Below are 22106 nucleotides of genomic sequence, written 5' to 3'. Positions count from 1 at the left end.
AGTACACCCGTCGAATCGTTTTCCACATCCCGAGAACACTAGCCTTCCGCCGTAGCAACGGATCACGGAACCACGCATGATGCACGATACCGCCACCCGCGAAATGCCCTGGCTGCAAAGCTACGACAAGGATGTTCCGGCCCGCATCGACTACGAGGTCGCCCCCCTCTTCGCCTTCCTCGACGAAGCGGCGGAAAGGCACCCGAAGCAGACCGCCATCATCTTCCGCAACTACAAGGTCTCCTACGCGAAACTGCGCCTGCTCGCAGAGCGCTTCGCCGCCAACCTGAGGGCACAGGGCGTATTGCCGGGGGACAGGGTCTCGGTCATGCTTCCCAACGTCCCGCAGGCCATCATCGCCTTCTGGGGACTGCTCAAGGCCGGTTGCACCGTGGTGATGACCAACCCGCTCTATATGGAAAAGGAGCTGGTGCACCAGATTCACGACTCCGGCGCGGAATACATGATCGCCCTCGACCTCGTCTGGCCCAAGATAGAGCCCCTGCGCGACAGGCTGGGCATCCGCAAGTTCTTCATCACCCGCATCAGCGACGCCCTCGGGTTCCCGCTGAACCTGCTCTACCGTTTCAAGGCCAAACGGGAGGGGACATGGCGTGACGTACCCTTCGACGGGGAGACCGTCATCCCGTGGAAGACCCTGTTCAAGAAGAAGGAAGGCTACTCCGCCAAGGTGGAGAACCCGCGTGAAGCCCTCGCCCTGCTCCAGTACACCGGGGGCACCACGGGCATATCGAAAGGTGTCATGCTCACGCACTACAACCTTTCGGTGAACGTACAGCAGATCAAGGCCATCCTTGGTGAAAGCACCCGGATGCGCCACACCTTCCTTGGCCTCATGCCCTACTTCCATGTCTACGGGCTGACCACCTGCCTGACGCTGCCAACCGCACTCGGCGCGACCATCATCCCCTTCCCGCGCTATGTGCCGCGCGACGTGCTGGTTGGTATCGACAAGCACAAGCCCACGATCTTTCCGGGTGCGCCCTCCATCTACATCTCGCTCATGCAGCAGAAGGACGTCGGAGAATTCGACCTCAAATCCATCAAGTACTGCATCTCCGGTTCCGCCCCCATGCCGCTGGAGCACATCCGCCGCTTCCATGAACTGACGGGCGCACAGGTCATCGAAGGCTTCGGCCTCACAGAGGCTTCTCCGGTCACGCACCTCAACCCCATCCACGGCGTCCAGAAACCCGGTTCCATCGGCGTGCCCTTTCCGGACACGGAGGCACGGGTCGTCGACATGGAGGTGGGTCTCGTGCCCCTGCCCCCCGGCAAGATAGGCGAACTCATCATTCGCGGCCCGCAGGTCATGCAGGGCTACCTCAACCGCCCTGACGAGACGGCCAACACCCTGCGCAACGGCTGGTTGTACACCGGCGACATCGCCACCATGGATGAAGACGGCTACTTCTTCATCGTCGACCGCAAGAAGGACATGATCATCGTGGGTGGCTACAACGTCTACCCGCGTGAAATCGATGAAGTCCTTCACGAGCACCCAAAGGTGAAGGAAGCGGTCACGGTGGGCGTTCCGCACGCCACCCGGGGCGAGATCATCAAGGCCTACATCGTGCCGCGCGAGGGTGTGAAGCTCACCAAGGCCGAGATAGTGGCCCACTGCCGAGAACAACTGGCCAATTACAAGGTGCCCAAGCAGGTCGAATTCCGTAACGAGTTGCCCAAGACCATCGTGGGCAAGGTGTTGCGTCGCATCCTGCGTGCCGAAGAAGAAGAGCGTCTCAAGAACGCTCCTGCCGGAAACGGGGAGGACTAGCCCCGTGAGGCTTGTCGTCCAGCGCGTTCTGGAGGCCGGGGTGCGGGTGGACGACACCCCGGTAGCCACCATCGGAACAGGGCTGCTGGTCCTCGCCGGGTTCGGCAAGGACGACGACGAGACCCTGCCAGACAGCCGCCGCTGGAACGCCATGTGCGACAAGCTCATCGACCTGCGCATCTTCCCCGATGCAGAGGGGCGCATGAACCGCAGTCTGCGCGAACACGGCGGAGAGGTGCTGCTTGTCTCGCAGTTCACGCTCTATGCCGACCTGCGCCGGGGCCGCCGCCCATCATTCCAGACAGCGGCCCCTCCGGACACGGCCCGGAATCTCTACGAACGACTCGTCCACGACATTGACGCGAGGCTGCCCGGACGGGTATCTTCAGGCATCTTCGGGGCCTTGATGCATGTGAGCCTCATCAACTGGGGCCCTGTGACCCTTTGCCTTGACGATGCCGAACTCTTCCCGGAGGCCAGCGTTGCAGGATGAAAGCCCGCTCCTGATCATCACCGACTCGGCACTGGTGCGTGATGCGCTGGTGACGCACATCTCCGAAACGCGTCGCCTGCTCATCGCCGACAGTCACGACGTCGGTATGGAGTTGGCCCTCTCCTTCCGCCCCGCTCTCATCCTGCTCGATGCCTCGTCCACCGACGGCGAAGCCCTTGCCCTGCTTCGGGCCTTCCGTTCCGAACCGCATCTTGACGATACGTTCATCCTCGTGCTGAGCGACGAAGCCGCTGTGCTGGAACGTCTGGAGGCAAGCCGTGCCGGCGCAGACGACTTTCTCCGGCTTCCTGTGGACCAGGCGGAACTGACCGCCCGTGTCGCCGTCGCCTTGCGGCAGGCGCGTCTTTCACGACGCCTTCGGGCCTACACACGCCGCATCGAAGAGGAGATGCGGCTCGTGGCAGACCTGCAGATGAGGCTGCTGCCAGCCTACACACCCTACCTTGCGTCGCTGCGCATCGACAGTTTCTACCAGCCCTCCACAGAAGCCAGCGGCGACTACTTCGACCATTTCCTGTTGCCCGGAGAAGACAGACTACGGGTCGTCATCGCCGACGCCTCCGGGCATGGCGCCCGTTCCGCCGTTCTCATGACCATGGTGCGCACGCTGTTCCACGCCAGCCATGCCGCGAATACGCCGCTCACGGACATGCTGCTCGAGATCAACACCAACCTGCTGGATGTGGTCGGCAACGAGCCGGACTTCGTCACGCTCTTCGCAGCTGACCTCGACCTCAGGGGCAACACACTCCGGTACGTCAACGCCGGACACTGCCCCGCCCTTCTTCGCCACCCTGACGGGACGACCATGCGGCTTTCCGGAACGACTCCGCGGCTCGGTTTCTTCGGCGTGCGGGAAACGGAACGGCTTGTGCCCTTCACACCGGGTACACGCCTGTTGCTGTATACCGACGGTTTTCACGATTGCGCCACCGCGAGTGGACGCCGACTTGGCATCGACCGCTTCCTGTCGCTGGCAGAAGCCACGATGCGGCGTGGCGGTGATGTGCTTTCATCGTTACGCGAGGACATCTCCACCACCTTTGGCGAACCCCCGACATGGCCCGATGACGTCACCGCCCTCTATATCGAACGCAAGGAGGAGGCATGATGAGGGTCTGCGCGTTCAAAGCCCCCGCCACGCTGGAAAGCTATCGCCCCCTCGTATGTCAGGTGCTCGAGGTACTTTCGCCATGGTTGTGCGATTGCGACACGCTCAAGACTCTGGAGATCATTCTTGGAGAGGCCTGTGCGAACGTCATCCGCCACGCCTATCCCGGCGGGGCCGAAGGTGATATGCTCGTTGAAGTAGATGTTCAACCTCGTACATCCGTGACCATTCATGTCACGGACTGGGGCGTCGGCCCTGTGGGCGGCAAGCAGCCTCCGCATTTCGGCGAATCGGGCCACGGGCTCAGGATCATCGGGAAACTTTCAGAAGACTGCGTACTTGAACGTCGTGACGGCAAGACAGTACTGCGCGCAACGATACATATCCCGGAGGCAGCATGGCAGCCATCGACCTGCAACACCACGGCAACGTCATCGTAGCCGTCCTTTCCGGCGAGTTGACACTCGCCAATGCGCAGCACCTGCGCGGTGAGCTTGAAGAGGCACTGTCGACGCAAGGGGTCACCGATGTGGCCCTCGACCTTGCAGGCGTCACCTATCTCGACAGTTCCGGGCTTGGAAGCCTTATCGCCGTAAGTACCCGCGCCCGCGCTTCCGGCTGTCGCATTCTGCTGTACCGTCCCTCGAAGGAGGTTCACAAACTTCTCGACGCCGCCCAGCTTTCCGGCCTTTTCCCCCTGCTCGAAGACGAGGATGACCTGCTCACACTGCTGCCCGACTAGCCACACGAGGAGTTCGAGGGATGCCCTATCTGCTGTACCACCACTTCGACCCCACGTTCGACCATCAGAACCTGAAACCCGGTCTGGCTGTCGGCAAGGGCAAGGTCGACCATTACAACCTCGGCTACGTGCAGAACGTCGTCAAAGGGCAGGTTCTCGCCGAATTCATCCCCATCGATGACACCGACGACCCGGTCATCGACAGAAACCATATCTTCGAAGAACCCTTGCTGCCAGTGGGCCCCAACTGCAAGGTCGACCCCGACTCGCCCCTGCGGGTCGTTGCCGATGCCAACGGTTACGTCTTCTACAACGACGGACTCATCACCGTGAAACGGATGCTCAACGTCCGGCGCGATGTCGACTTCCACACGGGGAACATCTTCTTCGTCAGTGATATCGCCGTACATGGCGATGTGAGGGCCGGATTCGAGGTGCAAGGCAACAACATCCTCGTCAAGGGCATCATCGAGGGCGCCACCGTCCGTGCACGAGGTTCGTTGGCGGTAGAGGGCGGCGCGAGAGGGTCCGGAGGCAGCGGGCTTCTCGACGCGGGCGACACCCTGCGTGTGCCTTTCGCCGAAAGCATGGAACTGCGTGCGCACGGCAACATCCTCATCGAGAAGTTCTGCCTGCACAGCCTCGTCTACGCCGCCACCAACCTCGTGGTGAAGAACAGGTTGCAGGGTGGCACCGTTCATTGCAACGGCCTCGTCTATGTCGAGACGCATCTGGGAAATCCCAAGGGCACGCCCACCGCGACACGCATCAACATGGGGTATGACCCGTTCACGATGCGTAAACTCGACAGGCTGGAGCAACACATCCGGGAATTGCAGGACAGTCTGACGCACATCGCAGGCATCGCAGGCAATCTCGGCTCTGACAGTGCCCCGGGCAAACGTCTCGACAACGCCCGGAAAAAACTGAACCGCCTCATCAGGCAACGAGAAGCACTCTGGGCCGCCCTCACGGAAGATGAGGCCCGCGCCGCGCTCTGCCGGGTCGTGGTTCCCGGCACGGTCTATCCCGGCGTTGAAATCTCCATCGGCAAGGCGTTTTTCGAAGTCGAGCACGAGATGAACAACGTCTCGTTCTCGCTGGCCGACGGCAGCATCGTCGTGACGAGTCCTGCCATCATCAAGAAGAAAGCATGACCGGTACACCCGACAGCCCACAGCGCATCCTCGATGCCTCGGGGCGACTCATCGACCTGACCATCACATGCCGGGGACGCACACTGCCGCTTCTCGGTTCCGGCGGTCCTTCACGGGAACTGACGACGCTCGCCCCCTACGACAGGGCCGACAGTCCTCACGCCTCGCTGCCGGTGCTGCTCGGGGCAGGACTCGGCCACGCCCTTGAAGCCCTGCTCCAGCGCCACTCCGGCCCGATTGCAGTGGTGGACGCGGGGCATGGCATCCTTGAGGCCTCTGGACTACGCGACCGCCACCGCGACGACCGCATCCTGTGGGTGGAGGAACACGACCTCGAAGCTGCCCTGCGAACCCTCACCACATGGCAGATTGCGCACGGCGGCGCGCCCTTCATGCCTCTGCCGAACCCGGTCTACCTGCGGTTCGACCGCGACTTCTACGCCTCACTGCGTGACAGGCTGGCGGCAAGCGAACGCTTCGATTTCTGGGGAAAGGCGACCTACGCCAAATTCTCCCAGACGAAGCCGCGCGTGCTGCTGCTCACCAGTCACTATTTCCTCATCGGCGAACTCGTTTCCGCCTGCGAACGTCTGGATTTTCCCCACCGGCTGCTCAAGATGCCGGAAGGCGAATACGGCCAGACGGCCTTCGTCGAAGACCTTCTGCGTGAAGTGCTCGATTTCAAGCCTGATTTCGTGCTCACCCTGAACCATCTCGGTGTCGACCGCGAGGGTGTGCTCATCGACCTGCTCGAGAAACTTCGCCTTCCCATCGCCTCATGGTTCGTCGACAACCCCCACCTCATCCTGCACATGTACCGCAGGCTAGTCAGCCCGTGGACATCCATCTTCACATGGGACGCCGACAACGTGGGGTCTTTGCGCTCACTCGGCTTCGAGCATGTGGTCTACCTGCCTCTGGCAACCGACCCGCTTCGTTTCACCCCCTCTGCGGTTCGACTTCCGGACGACCACCCGTGGCGCAGCCGCGTTTCGTTCGTGGGCAACAGCATGGTCTACAAGGTCGCCCACCGCATGAAGGCGGGCAGGCTGCCCGCGATGCTTCTGCGAGGATACCGTGACGTGGCGCGGGCCTTCGGGGCGAGTGATGAACGGTCGGTCCCCCTCTTCCTGACGCGCTTCGCCCCTTCGCTACGTGCCGCCTATGATGCGCTCGATTCAGATGAACGCCGACTGTGCTACGAAACCATGGTCACATGGGAAGCCACGCGACAGTATCGCACGGAATGCGTCGCTGCGATGCTCCCCTTTTCTCCGCTCATCGTGGGAGACAAGGGCTGGCGACAACAATTCCGCAATGTCACGGAACCATGGCGGCTTCACAAGGAAATCAACTACTACGAGGACCTTCCGCGGTTCTATCCTCTCTCGGACATCAACTTCAACTGCACCAGCAAGCAGATGAAGGGGGCCGTCAACCAGCGCGTCTTCGACGTCCCCGCCGCAGGCGCCTTCGTGCTGACGGACTGGCGAGAACAGATGGAGCACCTTTTCGACCCCGGTCGGGAAATCATCTGCTACCACTCGCCGGAAGAAGCGACGGCACTGGCACGACGCTATCTGGAAGACCCCGCAGCACGCGCCACCGTTGTTCGCATGGCGCGCAAGCGCATTCTTGCCGAACACACCTATGAACACCGTCTGAATGTGCTGGCGCACCATATGCGGGAGCGTTACGGGGCATGACGACGGAACCGACCCTCATCATCCAGATGCAGCGGATGGGCGACCTCATCATGACCTTTCCGCTCATCGGCTGGCTACGGGCACTCGAACCGCAACGTCCCGTATGGGTCGTGGCCGAGCGTCATTTCTTCGAAGGCGTGGTCGCCCTCTGCCCCGAAGCCACACTCTTCCCGGCCGAAGCCGCCCACGTTCTCGGCAAAAGGCAGTTCCACCGCGTCGTCAACCTTAGCCATCGGCCCGAGGCTGCCGCCCTCGCGTCCGGCATACAGGCGGCGCAGCATCTCGGGCCTGTCACCCGTCCTGACGGGGCGGCGCGCATCGAAGGCTACTGGCACCTGTACCGCGCCTCGCTGGTGCACAACAACCGCCACAACCGGTTCCACTGGGCCGACCTGAACGCCCTCGACCTTGTTCCTTCGACCCTCTTGCAGAACACGTCATGGCCCACCGCCGAACCCCGTCGCGACACGGGCCGCATCGGGCTCTTCGTAGGCGCCAGCGAAGCCGCCAAGCGCCCTGCCCCTGCATTCTGGGCTTCGCTGGCACGGCAACTCGTGCGACGGGGGTTGCGTCCGGTATTTCTCGGGGGGAACGCAGAGCGTGATACCGGACGAGAGGCAGCAGCCCTTGCCGGTTTGAGCGGCAGCGACCTGTGCGGGCGCTTTTCACTCATCGAACTCGCCGCCTTCTTTCAGACACTCGATCTTGTCGTGACCCCCGACACTGGCCCCATGCACCTTGCCGCATGGGCGGGCACACCTACGCTCAACCTGTCTCTCGGCCCCGTGAACGGATGGGAGACGGCCCCCGCCCCTCCGGGGCACCTTGTGCTGCGCAGCACCACCAGTTGCCGGGGCTGCTGGCAATGCACCAGAGGCGAGCATCTCTGCCATGCACGATTCGACCCGCCCCGCATCGCCGCGCTCGTCCGCGCACTATGCGGGGGCAGCGAATCCCAAAGCGCACTTCCCCGGCTTCCCGGACTGCATCTTTCCCGCACCAGCCGTGACGATTCCGGGCTTTTCGACCTGACGCCCCTGCACGAGTACCCCCTCACATCCCGAGACCTTGTCTCGACCTTCTGGCACCACTGGTTCCACTCAAGGCCACGACGCATCGACCCGGCACACGCCACCCTCGCATGGCAGGAACTCGTCCTGCACAGCCCGCAACTGGCTACGGCGTTCGCCTCCGCAGTGGCGCGGCTGGGCAGCACATTCTCCCGTCGCCTGCGCACGGGTGGTGCGCTGGAGGCGACATTCTGGGAAAGCGCCCCACCCATGTTGCGACCGTTGACCGGCTTTCTGCATCTCTACCTTCAGAACAACGACTTCAGCCCCGAGGCATGGGCCATAGCGCTCGACATGCTGGCTGACCTCGCATCGCATCTGCGCAGCTAGCCCACCTCTTCCCCCTCCTCATTGCCTCCTGCCGGGCAACACTTGCCCCCCGCCATCCATAACGGCCACATGGTATCAATCAATTCAGCATGATACCACATTGGAACACTCCTTGTATTCAACCCGGCCAAGGAGTTGCTCCATGAAAATTCTTCCATTCGAGTCCCGCCCTGATGCCGACGCGCTTCTCGGCTCAAGCCCGCAGAACGAGCGTGCCCGTGAAGACATGTTCTCCGGGGTGATGAGGGACATGGTGAACACCGTCCAGACCGACAGCGTTCGCCCCGCATCAAGCCGCAACTCCTCGACGCAAGACGCGCACGACAGTATGTCGGTCGGCAACGTCACCGCTTCAGCCGAGATGACCATCGAAGACGTCGCTGCCCTGCGGGAAGAACTTGCCCGCCGCGGCGTGAGACAGGAACGACTGGACGAACTCACCCGCCTTGCGTCTTCCGGTGAGCGCATGACCCTCGGCAAGGTGCTCAATGCCCTTCGTGGAACTTCAGATGGAGGAGCCATCGGCAATGCCGACAAGCTGCAGCTTCAGTCTCTGTTCCAGAAGCTGGGCCTTGACGACAAGCAATCCGAAACGCTCATCAGCGAACTCGAAGCAGGGAACAGCGTCAACGTCTGGAACGCACTGCGCCGCAAGATGCGTGCAGCCGGTGGCGACGGCATCACGCTCGAAGCGAGCGAAGCTGACGCCCTCGCCCGCGCGCTGGGCGTTTCCGGCAATACCCTGGACGCCCTGCGCAAGAGCTTTGGCGGCGCGACGGGAGCCAGTCTCGATGCCAACGGCTTGCAACAACTGTTCGCTGGCGTCGAACAGGAACTGACGCGGCGCGAGCAGCAGGACAAGAAGCTCGAAGCCGCTCTCGGCGAGTCGCTCAACCCCATCCTGCAACGCCTTCGCGCAAGACAGGAGAGTGCCGACAGTGCCAACCGCCTGGGGTCGCGCAATGCCGATCACAGCGAAGCCCTCATGCACGACACCTTCCAGCGCAAGACCGGCGGAGTCCCCGGCCCGCAGGACAACCCCGAGGAACCGCAGGACGGACTCTCCGGCAAGAAGGACAAGGGAGCACACGGCAAGACCTACCTCGAAGAGCTCCTTTCCCGTAGCAGCAACCGTGATGCGGACAAGACGTCACGCTCGTCACAGGGCGACGCGTGGGACACCATGCTGCGCCGTATCCACGTGGTCGATGGCAACATGCAGCAGAACACCGCGACCCAGGCGGCAAAGAGCGAAGCCGCAGGACTTCCCGCCGCACCGCAGCAGGTGCTTTCGCAAATCGAAAAGGGCTTTCTTTCCAGCCTGCAGGACGGCACGCGCCGCATGGAACTCCGCCTCGACCCGGCGGAGCTCGGTGCCCTCAGCGTTGTGCTCACCGTCCGCAATGGCGAGGTGAGCGCCGTCATCCGCCCCGAACGCACCGAGACCGCCCAACTCGTCAACGACCATCTGCACCAGCTGCGGCAGCAGCTTGAACAGCAGGGGGTCAAGGTCGAACGGCTGGAAGTGCAGACCCAGCTTTCCAACAACCAGAACGGAAGCACATGGCAGGGTCTTGATCAGCACAACCAGAACCGTGAGCAGCAGGAACGCTCAGAGACCATCGAACGCATGCGCCGCATGGCAAAGCTTGGCGGCGGCGAGGGGGTTATGGCGCGGGAAATGCAATTTACGGGACGTACGGCAGATTCTGCCGCAGGACTCCACATCATCGCGTAAAGGAACGGCACCATGGGTACCAGCGTCAACAACATACTCGGTCAGGCGGAGAACGAATTCCAGTCCGCCGTGAAGAAGAGCGGCAACGCCGACCTCGGCAAGGACGCCTTTCTTCAACTGCTCGTGACGCAGCTCAAGCATCAGGACCCCCTGAACCCCATGGACGACAAGGAGTTCGTGGCGCAGTTGGCCCAGTTCACCAGCCTTGAGCAACTCATGGGCATCAACACTGGCGTCACCTCGATGAACGAAGCCTTCAAGCAGCAGCAGATGATGAACGCCGTGAGCTACATCGGCAAGGATGTCCTCGCCTCCGGCGACCAGATCAGCAAGATCAAGGACGGAGTGAGCAAGCTCTACTTCTCCATCGACGAGCCGATCACGCAGGGGGTCATCAACATCTTCAACGCGAGCAACGAGCTTGTGCGCTCGGAATTCATCAGTGCGAAGCAGGCCGGAGACTACGAGTACGTCTGGGACGGCAAGGACTATCAGGGCAACGCCATGGCCGATGGCCTCTACAAGGTGGCCATGGCTGCGGAAAACGACAAGGGCAAGGCCGTCCTTGTGAGCACCGAAGTCAGCGGCCACGTCATCGGCGTGGAGACCATCAACGGAACCCAGTACCTGCGGATGCAGGACGGACGCTCCGTCCAGTTCATGAACGTCTCGGTGGTGGTCGCCCCCTCGACAGGGAGCGGGTCCGGTTCGGACTCTGGCTCCGGAGGCGGCTCGGATTCCGGTTCCGGTTCGGACTCTGGCTCCGGAAGCGACTCCGGCAGCGGCTCGGATTCCGGCAGCGGAACATAGGCAGATCGATATCAAAGAAAACGCCCATGCGGGCGAACCCCTCGAAGGAGGTAAGACATGAGCCTTACCGCAAGCATGTGGACGGGCGTTTCAGGACTGCTCGCCCACGGCGAGAGGATGAACGTCCTCGGCAACAACATCGCCAACGTCAACACCGTCGGCTTCAAAGGCAGCCGTATGGACTTCGAAGACTTCCTCAATCAGGACACCTACAGCGCAGCGGGCGTGACGCAGGTCGGTCGCGGCGTGAGCATCGGTGCCATCTTCGGGGACTACAGCCAGGGGGCCTTCCAGACCACCAACGAATCCACCGACCTTGCCATTCAGGGACGGGGCTTCTTCTCGGTGAAGCCCAAGGGAACGGAAGACACCTACTACACCCGCGCGGGCAACTTCAGGTTCGATGCCGACGGCTACCTCGTAGACCCGCATGGCTACGTCCTGCAGGGGTGGGCCATCGAGCGCAGCCAGAATTCGCTCACCTCGTCCGCTGTCACCGCCACCAGCACCACGTCCAAAATCAAGGGTTCCGGTGTGCCTGTGGACATCAAGCTCGACGGTTTCACCGCCGAACCGCAGCACACCCAGAACATCACGCTCAATGTCAACCTCGACTCCAATCCGGGTAACGACAAGAGCAGCAGCACCACGAACCCGTATTTCTCGCTCTTCGAGACATGGAACGGCCAGAACCCCCTCACGGGCACACAGCCTGCCCTCGCCCAGTCGGCGTTCGCCTATCAGTCCACCATCAAGGTCTATGACGAAGCCGGTACCGCCCACACCCTCACCGTCTACTTCGACCAGGTCGACCCCGATAGCGTGACCAACGAACCCAATGGTCGCAAACAATGGGAATACATCGTCACCATGGACCCGGCCGAGGACAAGCGCGTCATCGCCGGTACGGCCATGAACACCACTCGGGCGGCGGGCCTGCTAATGACGGGTACACTCACGTTCGACACAACGGGGCAGCTTGTCGACCAGACCGCCTTCACCCCCTTCGGTCAGTACACGGACACCACCCCCCCGTGGAACGAACCTACGCCCAACCCCGGCCCGCCTGTCACCACGCCTGCCGACCTCGTCAACTGGCAGCCTACGCAGATGTCCTCCAACGGACTTCCCATGATGGTGGCGAACTTCTCGGGCCTTACCGACTCGAGCGTGGTAGGTTCTCCCACGGCACAGAACTTCCTCATGGAACTCGACCTCGGCTTGCGCTCGACCAACGCGACCACGCCGTGGACATCCACCCCCAACGCCGCCGCCATCGGTACGGACGCCTCGCTGCTGCCGGGTCTGACCTCTTCGCAGCGCCAGCCCAGTGCAACGACAAGCTACGCCGGTTCGTCATCGACACAGTTCCAGAAGCAGGACGGCTACACGTTCGGCTTCTTGCAGAACATCACTGTCGACCGTGACGGCATCATGCAGGGGAAGTACTCCAACGGTGTGACTCTCGACCTCTATCAGGTCACCCTCGTGGACTTCACCAGCAAGCAGAACCTGCGCCGAGAGGGCGGCAACCTCTTCAGCGGCACACGAGATTCCGGCGACCCTCTGCCCGGCCCTGCCAACAGCAACGGCCTCGGGGCCATCAGCTCGAATTCACTCGAGCAGTCCAACGTCGACCTCGCCCGCGAATTCGTGGAGATGATCACCACGCAACGAGGTTTCCAGTCCAACAGCAAGGTCATCACAACCACTGACACCATGCTTGAAGTGGTCGTGAACATGAAGCGTTAAGCAGGCAGACCTTGCGCCCCGCATATGGCAGGACGCACCGAACAAAGCCGCCGGTCTTCAGGGACACGGCGGCTTTTCGTTGCAAAGGACACGACAGGGACGTCGGTAAACCGCAATGATGGGCACGGCCCCCGAAAGGGCACCATGCGCATCACCGTGAGACCTCGGCATACAGACGGAACGATGGAAAAGCCGCCGTCCGGCACGGACAGCGGCGAGCATCAGCACAGAGAATCATGGAATGCGATGGCAAACCTCGCGCCAGCACGACCGCGATGACGTCCTTTCGTCTTCACCTGCCAGGTCCGGCAACTTCACCGGTGCGTCCTTGCAACGTCTGCCACAAGGCGCGCGAACGCCCAGGGCTGCGACAGGTTCACGCGAACGGCGTCTGCCACGCGTCTACGAGGGAACACCGCAAGCATGGTGCGACTACAGCCGCACGATGAAAAAAGGATGCGGCGGGCTCAGTAGCGCCTGTCCAGAAGCTTGCCGAGCGATGGCAGACCATCGGCACCCACCTGAAGAACCCCTTCGGGTGGAATACGCATGAGAACCTTTTGGCTGTCACGCTGTGTCACCTCCACGAGCACTCTTCCGGCATCATGGACAATGCTGAAGTGCAACGGTGCTCCCTGCTCTTCAAGATGCTTCTGCAACGCCTCAAGACGCTCCTGAAGCTTCTCGGGCGAGGTGTCCTTCGTTTCGGCGCGCTCTTCACCGGTCTGGGGTCGCGGCTGTCGCAAGGAGATGGCGCTGTCGGAGGTGGCGACTTCAGCCGGGGGGCGCACCGGATTGGTCACGAAGGTGCCCTGTACGGCAACGGGCGATTCTTCCTGCATGACGACCTCCTTCGGGGGTGCCCCCACATACTGGGATTCATTCTTCTCATCGGCGGAAAACGCCACGGGATTAGGGTGTGCAAAAATTTCCCCATGGCTTCGCCGCATGTCGGCTGGCCGACGCAAGCAGCGGAAAAAAGTGACAGAGCACGGGCAAGTGGTGCCCCGTCCGTGTCTAGACTTTATCGAACACTACGATTTCAATTGATTATTTGCGATTGGCATCGTGTTTGCTGATGAGTGTTCAGCAAACCACAAGGAGGTTTACCCCATGTCTTTGGTCATCAATCATAACATGATGGCGATGAACGCCGCCCGCAACCTGACAGACAGCTACGGCAGGCTCGCCACCTCGACCCGCCGCCTGTCCTCGGGCCTGCGCGTCAACACCGCCGCCGACGACGCTGCCGGTCTCGCAATCCGCGAACTCATGCGGGCTGACATTTCCACCCTGCGCCAGGGCATCCGTAACGCCAACGACGCCATCTCGATGATCCAGACCGCCGACGGTGCGCTCCAGATCATCGACGAAAAGCTCATCCGCATGAAAGAACTTGCGGAACAGGCGGCAACCGGTACCTACAACTCCGACCAGCGCCTGATGATCGAATCGGAATACCAGGCGATGGCCTCGGAAATCACCCGAATCGCCAACGCGACGGACTTCAACGGCATCCACCTGCTCAACGGATCGCTGTCGGGGGTGCATAACGGCTCCGTCCTGCAGCAGAGCGGGGCGCTGAAGATCCACTTCGGCACCGGCAACGACTCTGCCGAAGACTACTACTACATCGAAATCGGCGGAGCCACGGCCTCCATGCTCGGTCTCGGCAATGCATCTGCACTGGGGACCGAAGCCGGGGGCTACACCATCTCCACGCAGTCTGCGGCGCAGGCGGCCCTTGCCGCCATCGACCAGGCGATCATCTCCAAGGACAAGATTCGTGCCTCGCTCGGTGCCCTCCAGAACCGTCTGGAGAACACCATCAGCAACCTCTCCATCCAGGCCGAAAACCTCCAGTCCTCGGAATCACGCATCTCCGACGTGGACGTCGCCACGGAAATGACGGAGTTCGTCCGAAACCAGATTCTCACCCAGTCGGCCGTGGCCATGCTCTCGCAGGCCAACTCGCTGCCGCAGATGGCGATGAAGCTCATCGGCGGCTAAGGCGGGAACCTTCTTGTGGTGAAGGCAGACCAAAGACATCCGTACCGGGGAGGAGCGGCCTCCCCGGTGCCGATGACACCACGTCAGCGCTCTCGACCTGTCACTTGTCGAGGGTGGCAACAGCTCGTGCCGCGGCCATCTGTTCCGCACGCTTCATGCTCGGACCTGTGGCCTCGAAGACCGTTCCGTCGGGCAACACGACCCGCACATCGAACTGCTTGTCATGTTCAGGCCCACTGCTTCCAAGAAGCGTGTACACCGGGCGGTCGCGAAAGAGCTTCTGCGTCAGTTCCTGCAACTGGCTCTTGTAGTCCTTGGTGCGAACGGGCACGAGGGCTTCCGGAAAGTGCGGGCCGAGAATCCGCATGACCACACCTTTCGCGGCGATGTAGCCGGCATCCAGAAACACCGCGCCAAGCATGGCCTCGAGTGCATCGCTGAGCAGAGAACCACGCTCGCGCCCCCCCTGACTCTCTTCCCCTTTCCCCAGACGCAGTGACATATCAAGACGAAGCTCGCGGGCTACGCCTTCCAGAGAAGGCTTGCTGACGAGCCGCGACCGCATTCTCGTCAGGTCGCCTTCGCGGGCTGACGGAAAACGCCTGAACAGCTCCTCGGAAACGCAGAGCTCCAGCACCGCGTCACCGAGAAACTCCAGACGTTCATTGTGTTCCACGGGAACGGCCTGTTCATTGGCCCATGAGCTGTGCGTCATGGCAGTCAGTAGAAGTTCCATGTCACCGAATCGGTGGCCTATGGTTTTCTGAAGCTCGTCGACAGGTTTCACATTGTCTCTCCGGTAACAGATTTCCCTGAGGGTCTCTGGAAGGCCAAAGACCCATGCGGCAGTTCTTGCCCACATCCATAAAGGATACCGGGGTGCCCGCCGCCCCGCAAGCCGGAAGAACATGTCCGGACGCTTGTCTTGTCAATTTTCTGGCGAAACTTCTCCGCAAGTCGCATAGCCTTACGCTGCCGCACGTCCCCTGCATGGCTGGCTGCCGCATGTCCGCGCCCCACCCGCTCCATGTATCACAACCGGGATCGCCGCCTGCTTCCCCTGCCTGTGCGCGCTGCGGGCAGCAAACCACTGCCAGTGACGGTCGTCCATGACCTGTTGCGGCAATGCCCCACATACGGCCAGAAGATACGTGGCAAACCTTCTGCCGATGCCGTATGACGACATCATGGACAACCATCAGTTCTCCCTTGCTTTCAGGTGGTATTTCAGGTCAAAATCGCAGGGCTTGGCAGCACTATGAGAAAGGGTGCGCCCCTGACCGCCACATGACGCACGACGAACCTCGCCGCACGTCACAGCACACAACGAGGAGAACGCCATGGCCGCTGGCATCTATGTAGGGTCGACCTCTGGCTACTCGGGCAAGAACATGGTCATCATGGGCCTTGGCCTCCGCCTCCAGAAGGACGGCTACGACGTCGGCTACATGAAGCCCGTAGGGGCCATGCCGCATGAGCGCGGCGGTGTGCTGGGCGATGAAGACGCCTTCTTCGTGCAGGACGTGCTGGGACTCGACGAACCCGCCGAAAAGGTGACACCCGTACTCGTCACGCAGGACTTCAAGGTCAAGGCGTTCAGCGGGCAGTGCGAAGACTACATGCCAGCCATCACCTCCGCCTACCGCGACCTTTCCTCGCGCCATGACGTGATGGTCGTCGCAGGTTCGGGAAGCATGTACTCGGGCCGCTACTGCAATGTGGACGGCATCCGGGTGGTGAAGGAACTTGGCATCAAAGCCATCATCATCGACCGCCTGCACAAGGAACTCAACTACGACTACCTCGTCGTTCTCAAGGACACGCTGGGGGACAACCTCGCAGGTGTCATTCTCAACGACATCCCCGGCAACTTCATGAACGAGGTCGACGGACTCATCAAGCCGTTCCTCGAACGCAACGGTGTGCGCGTGGTCGGCGTCATCCCCAAAGACCCGCTGATGGGAGCCATCAAGGTGGGAGACCTCGCCGAACGACTCGGCGGCAAGGTCATCTCCGCGCAGAACAAGTCCGACAAGGTCGTCGAGAACTTCCTCATCGGAACCATGCAGGTCGAGAACTTCATGACGCACTTCCGCAAGAACAAGAACTCGGCGGTCATCGTCGGGGGCGACAGGTCGGACGTGCAACTGGTGGCGCTTGAGGGCAACTGCCCCTGCCTTGTGCTCACGGGCAACCTGTACCCCAACGACATCATCCTCACGCGCTCCGAAATCCTCAACACGCCCATCGTGGTCGTCCGGGACGATACGTATACCGTCGCCAAGAAGATGGAAGCCATCCTCTCACGGCACAAACTGCGCGACGTGATCAAGATACGGCAGGGAGCACAACTGGTCAGTTCCTCCATCGATTTCGAATATATCAAGGAAGCAGCCGGACTTTGATGCGCACCCGCGACCGGGCGAGGGCACCTGTCGCCACGGGATGCCCTTGAGGGATGGCACTGCACTGAAAGGTCACGCCCTGCTGCTTCCCGGGGAGTGAGGCGTCGCCCCGCCACCGTCAGACGCGGCATTGTCAGCATGTTCCCTGTCGCCCGGAAGCATCGCAACGCCACGGGGCTGGCAACGAGCAACATGTCGCCCCCTTGACGCGGCAATACGAAGCGGCTTCCGTCTCCCGAGACGGCTTCTGCCGATTCAGGAAGAGTGACAGCAGAGGGCAGACCCCGCGCCAAGGCTCCCGGCATGGCTGCTGGCATGACCGCAGGCATCCCGGCTGACATGGTCATCGACACGACCTGACAGCGGCGTCGATATGGGCCGAGGTGCCCTCTCACGAAGACCGGTCGGCCGAACGCTACCGCAACACGCACCACACCGCCGACAATTCACGGGGAGACCCATCGGGTCTCCCTCTTCTCTTGGAGTCGCCCACCCCATGTCCACCAGCACCGAGACCTCTTTCCGCAAGGCTCTTCCATGGACGGCTTTCGTCGCACTGCTGTTCATGCTCAACTACACCGCGCGTTCGGCCCTTTCTCCCCTGCTGGTCGACCTTGAACGCGACCTTGCCGTGGGACATGCACAGGCCACCGGACTGCTTCTCGTGCAGGCGGCTGGCTTCAGCGCCAGCCAGTTCGTATGCGGTTTCCTTCTCGCACGCATCAGCCCCGGTCGCATGGTCGCACTGTCCCTCACCCTTTCAGGGCTATGCCTGCTTGGCATGTCACTGGTGGAGACTCTCGGAACGGCGCGGCTGGTCTTCGGTCTCTTCGGCTTCATGGCGGGACTGTACTTTCCGGCGGGAATGGCTACCCTGTCCAGCCTTGTCAGCCCTCGCGACTGGGGCAAGGCCGTCGCAGTCCATGAACTGGCACCCAACACCAGCTTCATCCTGTTGCCGCTGTTCGCCGAAGCGGCCCTGCGGCACATGGACTGGCGAGGGGTCTTCTCCGTTCTGGGAAGCTGCCTCGCACTGCTCGGACTCGCCTTCGCCCTCTTCGGACGCGGAGGCCGCACACTGGCGGCACCGCCTTCCTACGCGGGGTGCCGCGAAGCCCTGCGCACACCTGCCACGTGGGTGTTCATCGTGCTGTTCAGCGTCTGTGTTGCGGGCGAATTCGCCACCTTCAGCGTACTGCCAGTTCATCTTGTGACCGAATTGCACTTCACCGAGACGACGGCCAACCAGCTTGTCTCGTTGTCACGGCTGCTATGCCCGTTTGCGGCAGTCGCCGGAGGATGGTTCGCCGACAGGGCGGGGGCGGGTGGCATCATCAAGGGCTATCTGCTCCTGCACGGCGCTGCGCTGTCACTCATGGCCCTGTCTGAGCCGGTATGGGTCTTCATCGGCATGAGCGCCCAGGCCTTCGTGACGGCCTTCTCGTTTCCTGCGCTGTTCAAGGCTTTCGCACAGAGCTTTCCGGCTGCACGCCAGCCGCTTCTCCTCTCGCTGACCATGCCGGTGGCATGTCTCATCGGCACGGGCGCAGCCCCGGCGTTTCTGGGGCTGTGCGGGCAGCACGCCAGCTTTGGCGCGGGGTTCATGGCACTGGGCGGGATTTCGGTTCTCACGCTCTTAACCCTTCGGGCGCTGCCCCATGCCGCCCTTGGCAGAGGCTGACTTGACAGCCCCATGCGTAACCCCTACCTATGCCGGAACGCTTAACCCAAGGAGCATCCCGAATGGCCTACGATATCCGCCTTGTGAAACTGGTCAACGGCGAACTCGTCATCGGCAAGTTCGACGCAGAAGCTGACGCCTACAAGGATGTCGCCGCGCTTCAGACCATTCCCACCCAGCAGGGCGTGCAAATGATGCTGATGCCTTACGGTTACCCCTTCGAACAGGGTTTTGACGGCGTCATCGAACGCAAGCACGTCATATACGAATACAAGAGCTTTCCCGACGACCTCAAGACCAAGTACATGGAAGCCTGCTCGAACCTCACGCTTTCCACGGGCGGACTCGGTGGCGTTGGTGGACTCGGCCTCGGAAAACCCGGCATGGGCGGCAAGGTCAGCGACCTTTCGAGCCTGCTGAAGAAGTAGACGGCGACTGTCGCAGTGAATCCGGGGGGGCCTCGTCTCCCCCGGTTACAACCATATCTGACGACCTGCGGCACCGGAGACCGACAGCGACCCGCCTGTCGCGCCGATGCCTGCTCCCACCCGGTGGCGCTGACGCCGCTGGTGACGCAAGCCGCCGCTGACGGGGTTTGCCTTTTGTCCGGGGTGGCCTGAGGCCACCCTTTTTGTGCCCACCGCAACCACTTGCAGGACGGACATGCGCGAACTGCTTTCCCTGCTGCCGAAGCCCAGCCGTTATACCGGCATCGAAGAGGGCTCGGTCCATAAACGGCGTGAAGATGTGGCCATCCACTGTGCGCTCGCCTTCCCCGACATGTATGAAGTAGGCATGTCCTACCTCGGCCAGAAGATTCTCTACGGCATTCTCAACGACCGCGAGGACATCTGGGCCGAACGGGTATTCACCCCCTGCCGCGAAGCTGGCGCCATACTCCGCAGCCACAACGCGCCGCTGTCCACGCTCGAATCGGATACACCGCTTGCGGCCCTGCATCTTGTCGGCTTCAGCATCACGCACGAGCTTTGCTACACCAACATCCTGTACATGCTCGACCTTGCGGGTATTCCGTTGCGTAGCGCAGACCGGGGCGACGACCTTGCTGCATGGCCCATCATCATGGCGGGCGGCGGCTGCACCCTCGCTGCCGAACCCATGGCACCCTTTCTCGACCTCATGGTACTCGGTGAAGGCGAAGAGGTTCAGGTCGAAATCATCGACCTGCTTGCCAAGGCCCGTAGCGAGGGCTGGTCTCGCACACGCTATCTCGAGGCGGCCTCATCCATTCCGGGTGTCTACGTGCCCGCCTTCTTCGCCGATGACGCACAGGGCGCCACGCCTGCCCCGTTGCGACAGGGCTATGACAAGGTCGTGCGACGCATCATCGCCGATATGGACAATGCCAGATACCCGGCGGCGCAACTCGTCCCCTTCGGGGCCGTGCACAACCGTCTCGCACTGGAGATAGGACGCGGCTGCACACGCGGCTGCCGCTTCTGTCAGGCGGGCATGACCTACCGTCCGGCGCGTGAACGGAGCGTCCCGAACCTTCAAGCGTTACTTGAAGACTGTCTGGCCCGCACCGGGTACGACGACGTCTCCTTCCTCTCCCTCAGCACCGGTGACTTCTCCGCGCTGAAGACCCTGTTCATGCAGACCGTCGACCGCTGCGCAGAGGAGCAGGTCTCGGTCTCCCTGCCTTCGTTGCGCGTCGGTTCCATCGACGACGACATCATGCGCCGCATGGCGGGCATCCGTCGTACGGGGGCGACACTGGCCCCGGAAGCCGGAAGCCAGCGGCTGCGCGACGTCATCAACAAGGGCGTCACCGAAGAAGGGCTGATGCTGCATGTCCGCAAGCTCTTCGAACACGGCTGGCAGCAGGTGAAGCTGTACTTCATGCTGGGCCTGCCCACCGAGACCTATGAAGACCTCGACGCCATCGTCGACCTGTGCCGCAAGGTGCGTGACGCAGCGGGACGGGGTGTTCGCAGGCTTCAGGTCACCGCAGCCGTCTCGCCCTTCGTGCCCAAGCCGCACACCCCCTTCCAGTGGGAGGCCCAGATTTCGCTTGAAGAGATTCGGGCGCGCGTCGGCTACCTGCGCGATGCCTTCCGCCGCGAGAAGGGGCTCAAGCTTCGCTGGCATGAACCCGAGATGAGCTTTCTGGAAGGCATCTTCTCACGCGGCGACAGGCGACTCGCCCCCGTCGTGGAGAGCGCCTTCCGCAAGGGGGCCATCTTCAGCAGCTGGATGGAGGGCTTCGACCTTGCCCCGTGGCTGGAGGCCATGAACGAACACGGTCTTTCACCTGACGAATACACCTGCGCCCGCGACATCGACGCCCCGCTTGCGTGGGCTCATCTCGACTCGGGGGTCTCGCGCGAATTCCTGCTGCGTGAACGTGAACGCGCCCTGTCGCTCAAGACAACGCCCGACTGCCGCTATTCCGGATGCCGCGTGTGCGGGGTTTGCGACACCAAGGCCGGCCCCTCGCGCCTCGACAGGCTGCCGGGTGTGGAGGCCTACGCCAATCGCCTCAATTTCGAACAGCGCGACCAGCAATCGCATGAGCCGACACTGGACGATAACGGACAGGTCGTGCGCCACGAGGCCCCCAACCGCCCGCCGAAGCTGTCAGGAGACCTTGTCCACAAGGCGTCCCAGTACCGCATCTGGTACACCAAGGAAGACATGGCCGTGTTCCTCAGCCAGCTGGAACTTCAGACCATCTTCGAAAGGGCGCTGCGGCGTGCGGGACTTCCCCCGGCCTTCTCGCAAGGCTTCCACCCCCTGCCACTGCTCTCGTTCGGCCGCGCGCTGCCCGTAGGCGTGGCCAGCCGCGCGGAGTGGTTCACCATCATCCTGCGTGAACGCTTCACGGCTGACGAAGTGCGGCAGCGTCTTGAAGGGCGTCTGCCCAAGGGGATGCGCGTGACCTTCGTCGAGGAACAGCTTCCCAGCAAACGCCATCCCCAGCCGGTGGTCGAGGTCTTCACGCTTCGCTATCTGGCCCCCGAAGAGATGCAGCCGACGTTCATCGACGCATGGCGAACCTTCGCTGCATGCGAAGCCTTCGAGTGGACCCGAGACACCAAGAAGGGACAGCGCACCGGAGACATCCGCCCGCTGTTCAGGGATATCACGTTCGAAGACGACGGTTCGTTGACATTGCGTCTGGACTGGACGGACTTCTACATGTCGCCCCTCGCCCTTGCACGCGCCGTCTTCCCCGAGGCCGCCATCAACGAACTCGCCATGACCAAGCTGGAACAGCACTTCGAACCGGCCTAATCGCCCTGTCACCCGAAGACAAAA

General features: G+C 62.1%; 18 protein-coding genes. 16 read left to right on the top strand and 2 right to left on the bottom strand.

Annotation, left to right across the window (positions count from 1 at the left end):
• Window positions 1–76 precede the first annotated feature (76 nt).
• The 11 genes from DVU_RS06830 to DVU_RS06780 all read left to right on the top strand — a co-directional run bounded on the left by DVU_RS06830 (window position 77) and on the right by DVU_RS06780 (window position 12728).
• Window positions 77–1798, top strand: a complete 1722-nt coding sequence (locus DVU_RS06830; RefSeq protein WP_011792381.1) for a long-chain-fatty-acid--CoA ligase — start codon at window positions 77–79, stop codon at window positions 1796–1798.
• Window positions 1799–1802: 4 nt separating this feature from the next.
• On the top strand, window positions 1803–2291 hold the full coding sequence (dtd, locus tag DVU_RS06825) for a D-aminoacyl-tRNA deacylase (RefSeq protein WP_010938745.1): 489 nt from the start codon (window positions 1803–1805) through the stop codon (window positions 2289–2291).
• Window positions 2281–3423: a PP2C family protein-serine/threonine phosphatase gene (locus tag DVU_RS06820; protein ID WP_014524441.1), complete on the top strand. Its 1143-nt coding sequence runs from the start codon at window positions 2281–2283 to the stop codon at window positions 3421–3423. Before dtd ends, DVU_RS06820 begins: the two co-directional genes overlap by 11 nt.
• A complete protein-coding gene (locus DVU_RS06815; protein WP_014524442.1) occupies window positions 3420–3863 on the top strand; it encodes an ATP-binding protein in 444 nt (147 codons plus the stop codon). The genes DVU_RS06820 and DVU_RS06815 overlap by 4 nt, the downstream gene beginning before the upstream one ends.
• Complete coding sequence (locus DVU_RS06810; protein WP_010938742.1) at window positions 3821–4165, top strand: STAS domain-containing protein; 345 nt, start codon at window positions 3821–3823, stop codon at window positions 4163–4165. Before DVU_RS06815 ends, DVU_RS06810 begins: the two co-directional genes overlap by 43 nt.
• A 20-nt stretch (window positions 4166–4185) precedes the next feature.
• A complete protein-coding gene (locus tag DVU_RS06805) occupies window positions 4186–5322 on the top strand; it encodes a FapA family protein (RefSeq protein ID WP_010938741.1) in 1137 nt (378 codons plus the stop codon).
• Window positions 5319–7028, top strand: a complete 1710-nt coding sequence (locus DVU_RS06800; protein ID WP_010938740.1) for a CgeB family protein — start codon at window positions 5319–5321, stop codon at window positions 7026–7028. The genes DVU_RS06805 and DVU_RS06800 overlap by 4 nt, the downstream gene beginning before the upstream one ends.
• The gene (locus tag DVU_RS06795; RefSeq protein ID WP_010938739.1) at window positions 7025–8428 is read left to right on the top strand and encodes a glycosyltransferase family 9 protein; all 1404 of its coding nucleotides are present in this window, start codon (window positions 7025–7027) and stop codon (window positions 8426–8428) included. The genes DVU_RS06800 and DVU_RS06795 overlap by 4 nt, the downstream gene beginning before the upstream one ends.
• Window positions 8429–8570: 142 nt before the next feature.
• Window positions 8571–10166, top strand: coding sequence for a flagellar hook-length control protein FliK (locus DVU_RS06790; RefSeq protein WP_010938738.1), 1596 nt, complete (start codon window positions 8571–8573; stop codon window positions 10164–10166).
• Between the two features lie 12 nt (window positions 10167–10178).
• The gene (locus DVU_RS06785; protein ID WP_010938737.1) at window positions 10179–10976 is read left to right on the top strand and encodes a flagellar hook assembly protein FlgD; all 798 of its coding nucleotides are present in this window, start codon (window positions 10179–10181) and stop codon (window positions 10974–10976) included.
• A 57-nt stretch (window positions 10977–11033) separates the two neighbouring features.
• Window positions 11034–12728, top strand: coding sequence for a flagellar hook protein FlgE (locus DVU_RS06780; protein ID WP_010938736.1), 1695 nt, complete (start codon window positions 11034–11036; stop codon window positions 12726–12728).
• A gap of 467 nt (window positions 12729–13195) precedes the next feature.
• On the opposite strand, the gene DVU_RS06775 is transcribed toward DVU_RS06780, so the two are convergent.
• Window positions 13196–13570, bottom strand: a complete 375-nt coding sequence (locus DVU_RS06775) for a flagellar protein FlaG (RefSeq protein WP_010938735.1) — start codon at window positions 13568–13570, stop codon at window positions 13196–13198.
• A gap of 271 nt (window positions 13571–13841) precedes the next feature.
• Here DVU_RS06775 and DVU_RS06770 point away from each other — a divergent pair, with 271 nt between their 5' ends.
• A complete protein-coding gene (locus DVU_RS06770; protein ID WP_010938734.1) occupies window positions 13842–14738 on the top strand; it encodes a flagellin N-terminal helical domain-containing protein in 897 nt (298 codons plus the stop codon).
• Between the two features lie 100 nt (window positions 14739–14838).
• Here DVU_RS06770 and rnc read toward each other — a convergent pair whose 3' ends face one another.
• Window positions 14839–15600, bottom strand: coding sequence for a ribonuclease III (gene rnc, locus DVU_RS06765; RefSeq protein WP_010938733.1), 762 nt, complete (start codon window positions 15598–15600; stop codon window positions 14839–14841).
• Window positions 15601–16078: 478 nt separating this feature from the next.
• Here rnc and DVU_RS06760 point away from each other — a divergent pair, with 478 nt between their 5' ends.
• The 4 genes from DVU_RS06760 to DVU_RS06745 all read left to right on the top strand — a co-directional run bounded on the left by DVU_RS06760 (window position 16079) and on the right by DVU_RS06745 (window position 22082).
• Window positions 16079–17143: a phosphotransacetylase family protein gene (locus DVU_RS06760; protein WP_010938731.1), complete on the top strand. Its 1065-nt coding sequence runs from the start codon at window positions 16079–16081 to the stop codon at window positions 17141–17143.
• Between the two features lie 496 nt (window positions 17144–17639).
• Window positions 17640–18824, top strand: coding sequence for an MFS transporter (locus DVU_RS06755; protein ID WP_010938728.1), 1185 nt, complete (start codon window positions 17640–17642; stop codon window positions 18822–18824).
• A 62-nt stretch (window positions 18825–18886) separates the two neighbouring features.
• Complete coding sequence (locus tag DVU_RS06750) at window positions 18887–19252, top strand: hypothetical protein (RefSeq protein ID WP_010938727.1); 366 nt, start codon at window positions 18887–18889, stop codon at window positions 19250–19252.
• 235 nt (window positions 19253–19487) lie between these two features.
• Window positions 19488–22082: a TIGR03960 family B12-binding radical SAM protein gene (locus tag DVU_RS06745; RefSeq protein WP_010938725.1), complete on the top strand. Its 2595-nt coding sequence runs from the start codon at window positions 19488–19490 to the stop codon at window positions 22080–22082.
• Window positions 22083–22106 lie beyond the last annotated feature (24 nt).

Source organism: Nitratidesulfovibrio vulgaris str. Hildenborough, from assembly GCF_000195755.1.
In the GTDB taxonomy this organism is placed as follows: domain Bacteria; phylum Desulfobacterota; class Desulfovibrionia; order Desulfovibrionales; family Desulfovibrionaceae; genus Nitratidesulfovibrio; species Nitratidesulfovibrio vulgaris.
This window is presented reverse-complemented; position numbering and strand designations above follow the sequence as displayed.

Bases quoted from the DNA above. Each gene is read 5' to 3' on its own strand.
- DVU_RS06830 (WP_011792381.1), top strand. From the start codon at position 77: ATGATGCACGATACCGCCACCCGCGAAATGCCCTGGCTGCAAAGCTAC.
- DVU_RS06815 (WP_014524442.1), top strand. From the start codon at position 3,420: ATGATGAGGGTCTGCGCGTTCAAAGCCCCCGCCACGCTGGAAAGCTAT.
- DVU_RS06810 (WP_010938742.1), top strand. From the start codon at position 3,821: ATGGCAGCCATCGACCTGCAACACCACGGCAACGTCATCGTAGCCGTC.
- DVU_RS06805 (WP_010938741.1), top strand. From the start codon at position 4,186: ATGCCCTATCTGCTGTACCACCACTTCGACCCCACGTTCGACCATCAG.
- DVU_RS06800 (WP_010938740.1), top strand. From the start codon at position 5,319: ATGACCGGTACACCCGACAGCCCACAGCGCATCCTCGATGCCTCGGGG.
- DVU_RS06795 (WP_010938739.1), top strand. From the start codon at position 7,025: ATGACGACGGAACCGACCCTCATCATCCAGATGCAGCGGATGGGCGAC.
- DVU_RS06790 (WP_010938738.1), top strand. From the start codon at position 8,571: ATGAAAATTCTTCCATTCGAGTCCCGCCCTGATGCCGACGCGCTTCTC.
- DVU_RS06785 (WP_010938737.1), top strand. From the start codon at position 10,179: ATGGGTACCAGCGTCAACAACATACTCGGTCAGGCGGAGAACGAATTC.
- DVU_RS06780 (WP_010938736.1), top strand. From the start codon at position 11,034: ATGAGCCTTACCGCAAGCATGTGGACGGGCGTTTCAGGACTGCTCGCC.
- DVU_RS06775 (WP_010938735.1), bottom strand. From the start codon at position 13,570: ATGCAGGAAGAATCGCCCGTTGCCGTACAGGGCACCTTCGTGACCAAT.
- DVU_RS06770 (WP_010938734.1), top strand. From the start codon at position 13,842: ATGTCTTTGGTCATCAATCATAACATGATGGCGATGAACGCCGCCCGC.
- rnc (WP_010938733.1), bottom strand. From the start codon at position 15,600: ATGTGGGCAAGAACTGCCGCATGGGTCTTTGGCCTTCCAGAGACCCTC.
- DVU_RS06760 (WP_010938731.1), top strand. From the start codon at position 16,079: ATGGCCGCTGGCATCTATGTAGGGTCGACCTCTGGCTACTCGGGCAAG.
- DVU_RS06755 (WP_010938728.1), top strand. From the start codon at position 17,640: ATGTCCACCAGCACCGAGACCTCTTTCCGCAAGGCTCTTCCATGGACG.
- DVU_RS06750 (WP_010938727.1), top strand. From the start codon at position 18,887: ATGGCCTACGATATCCGCCTTGTGAAACTGGTCAACGGCGAACTCGTC.
- DVU_RS06745 (WP_010938725.1), top strand. From the start codon at position 19,488: ATGCGCGAACTGCTTTCCCTGCTGCCGAAGCCCAGCCGTTATACCGGC.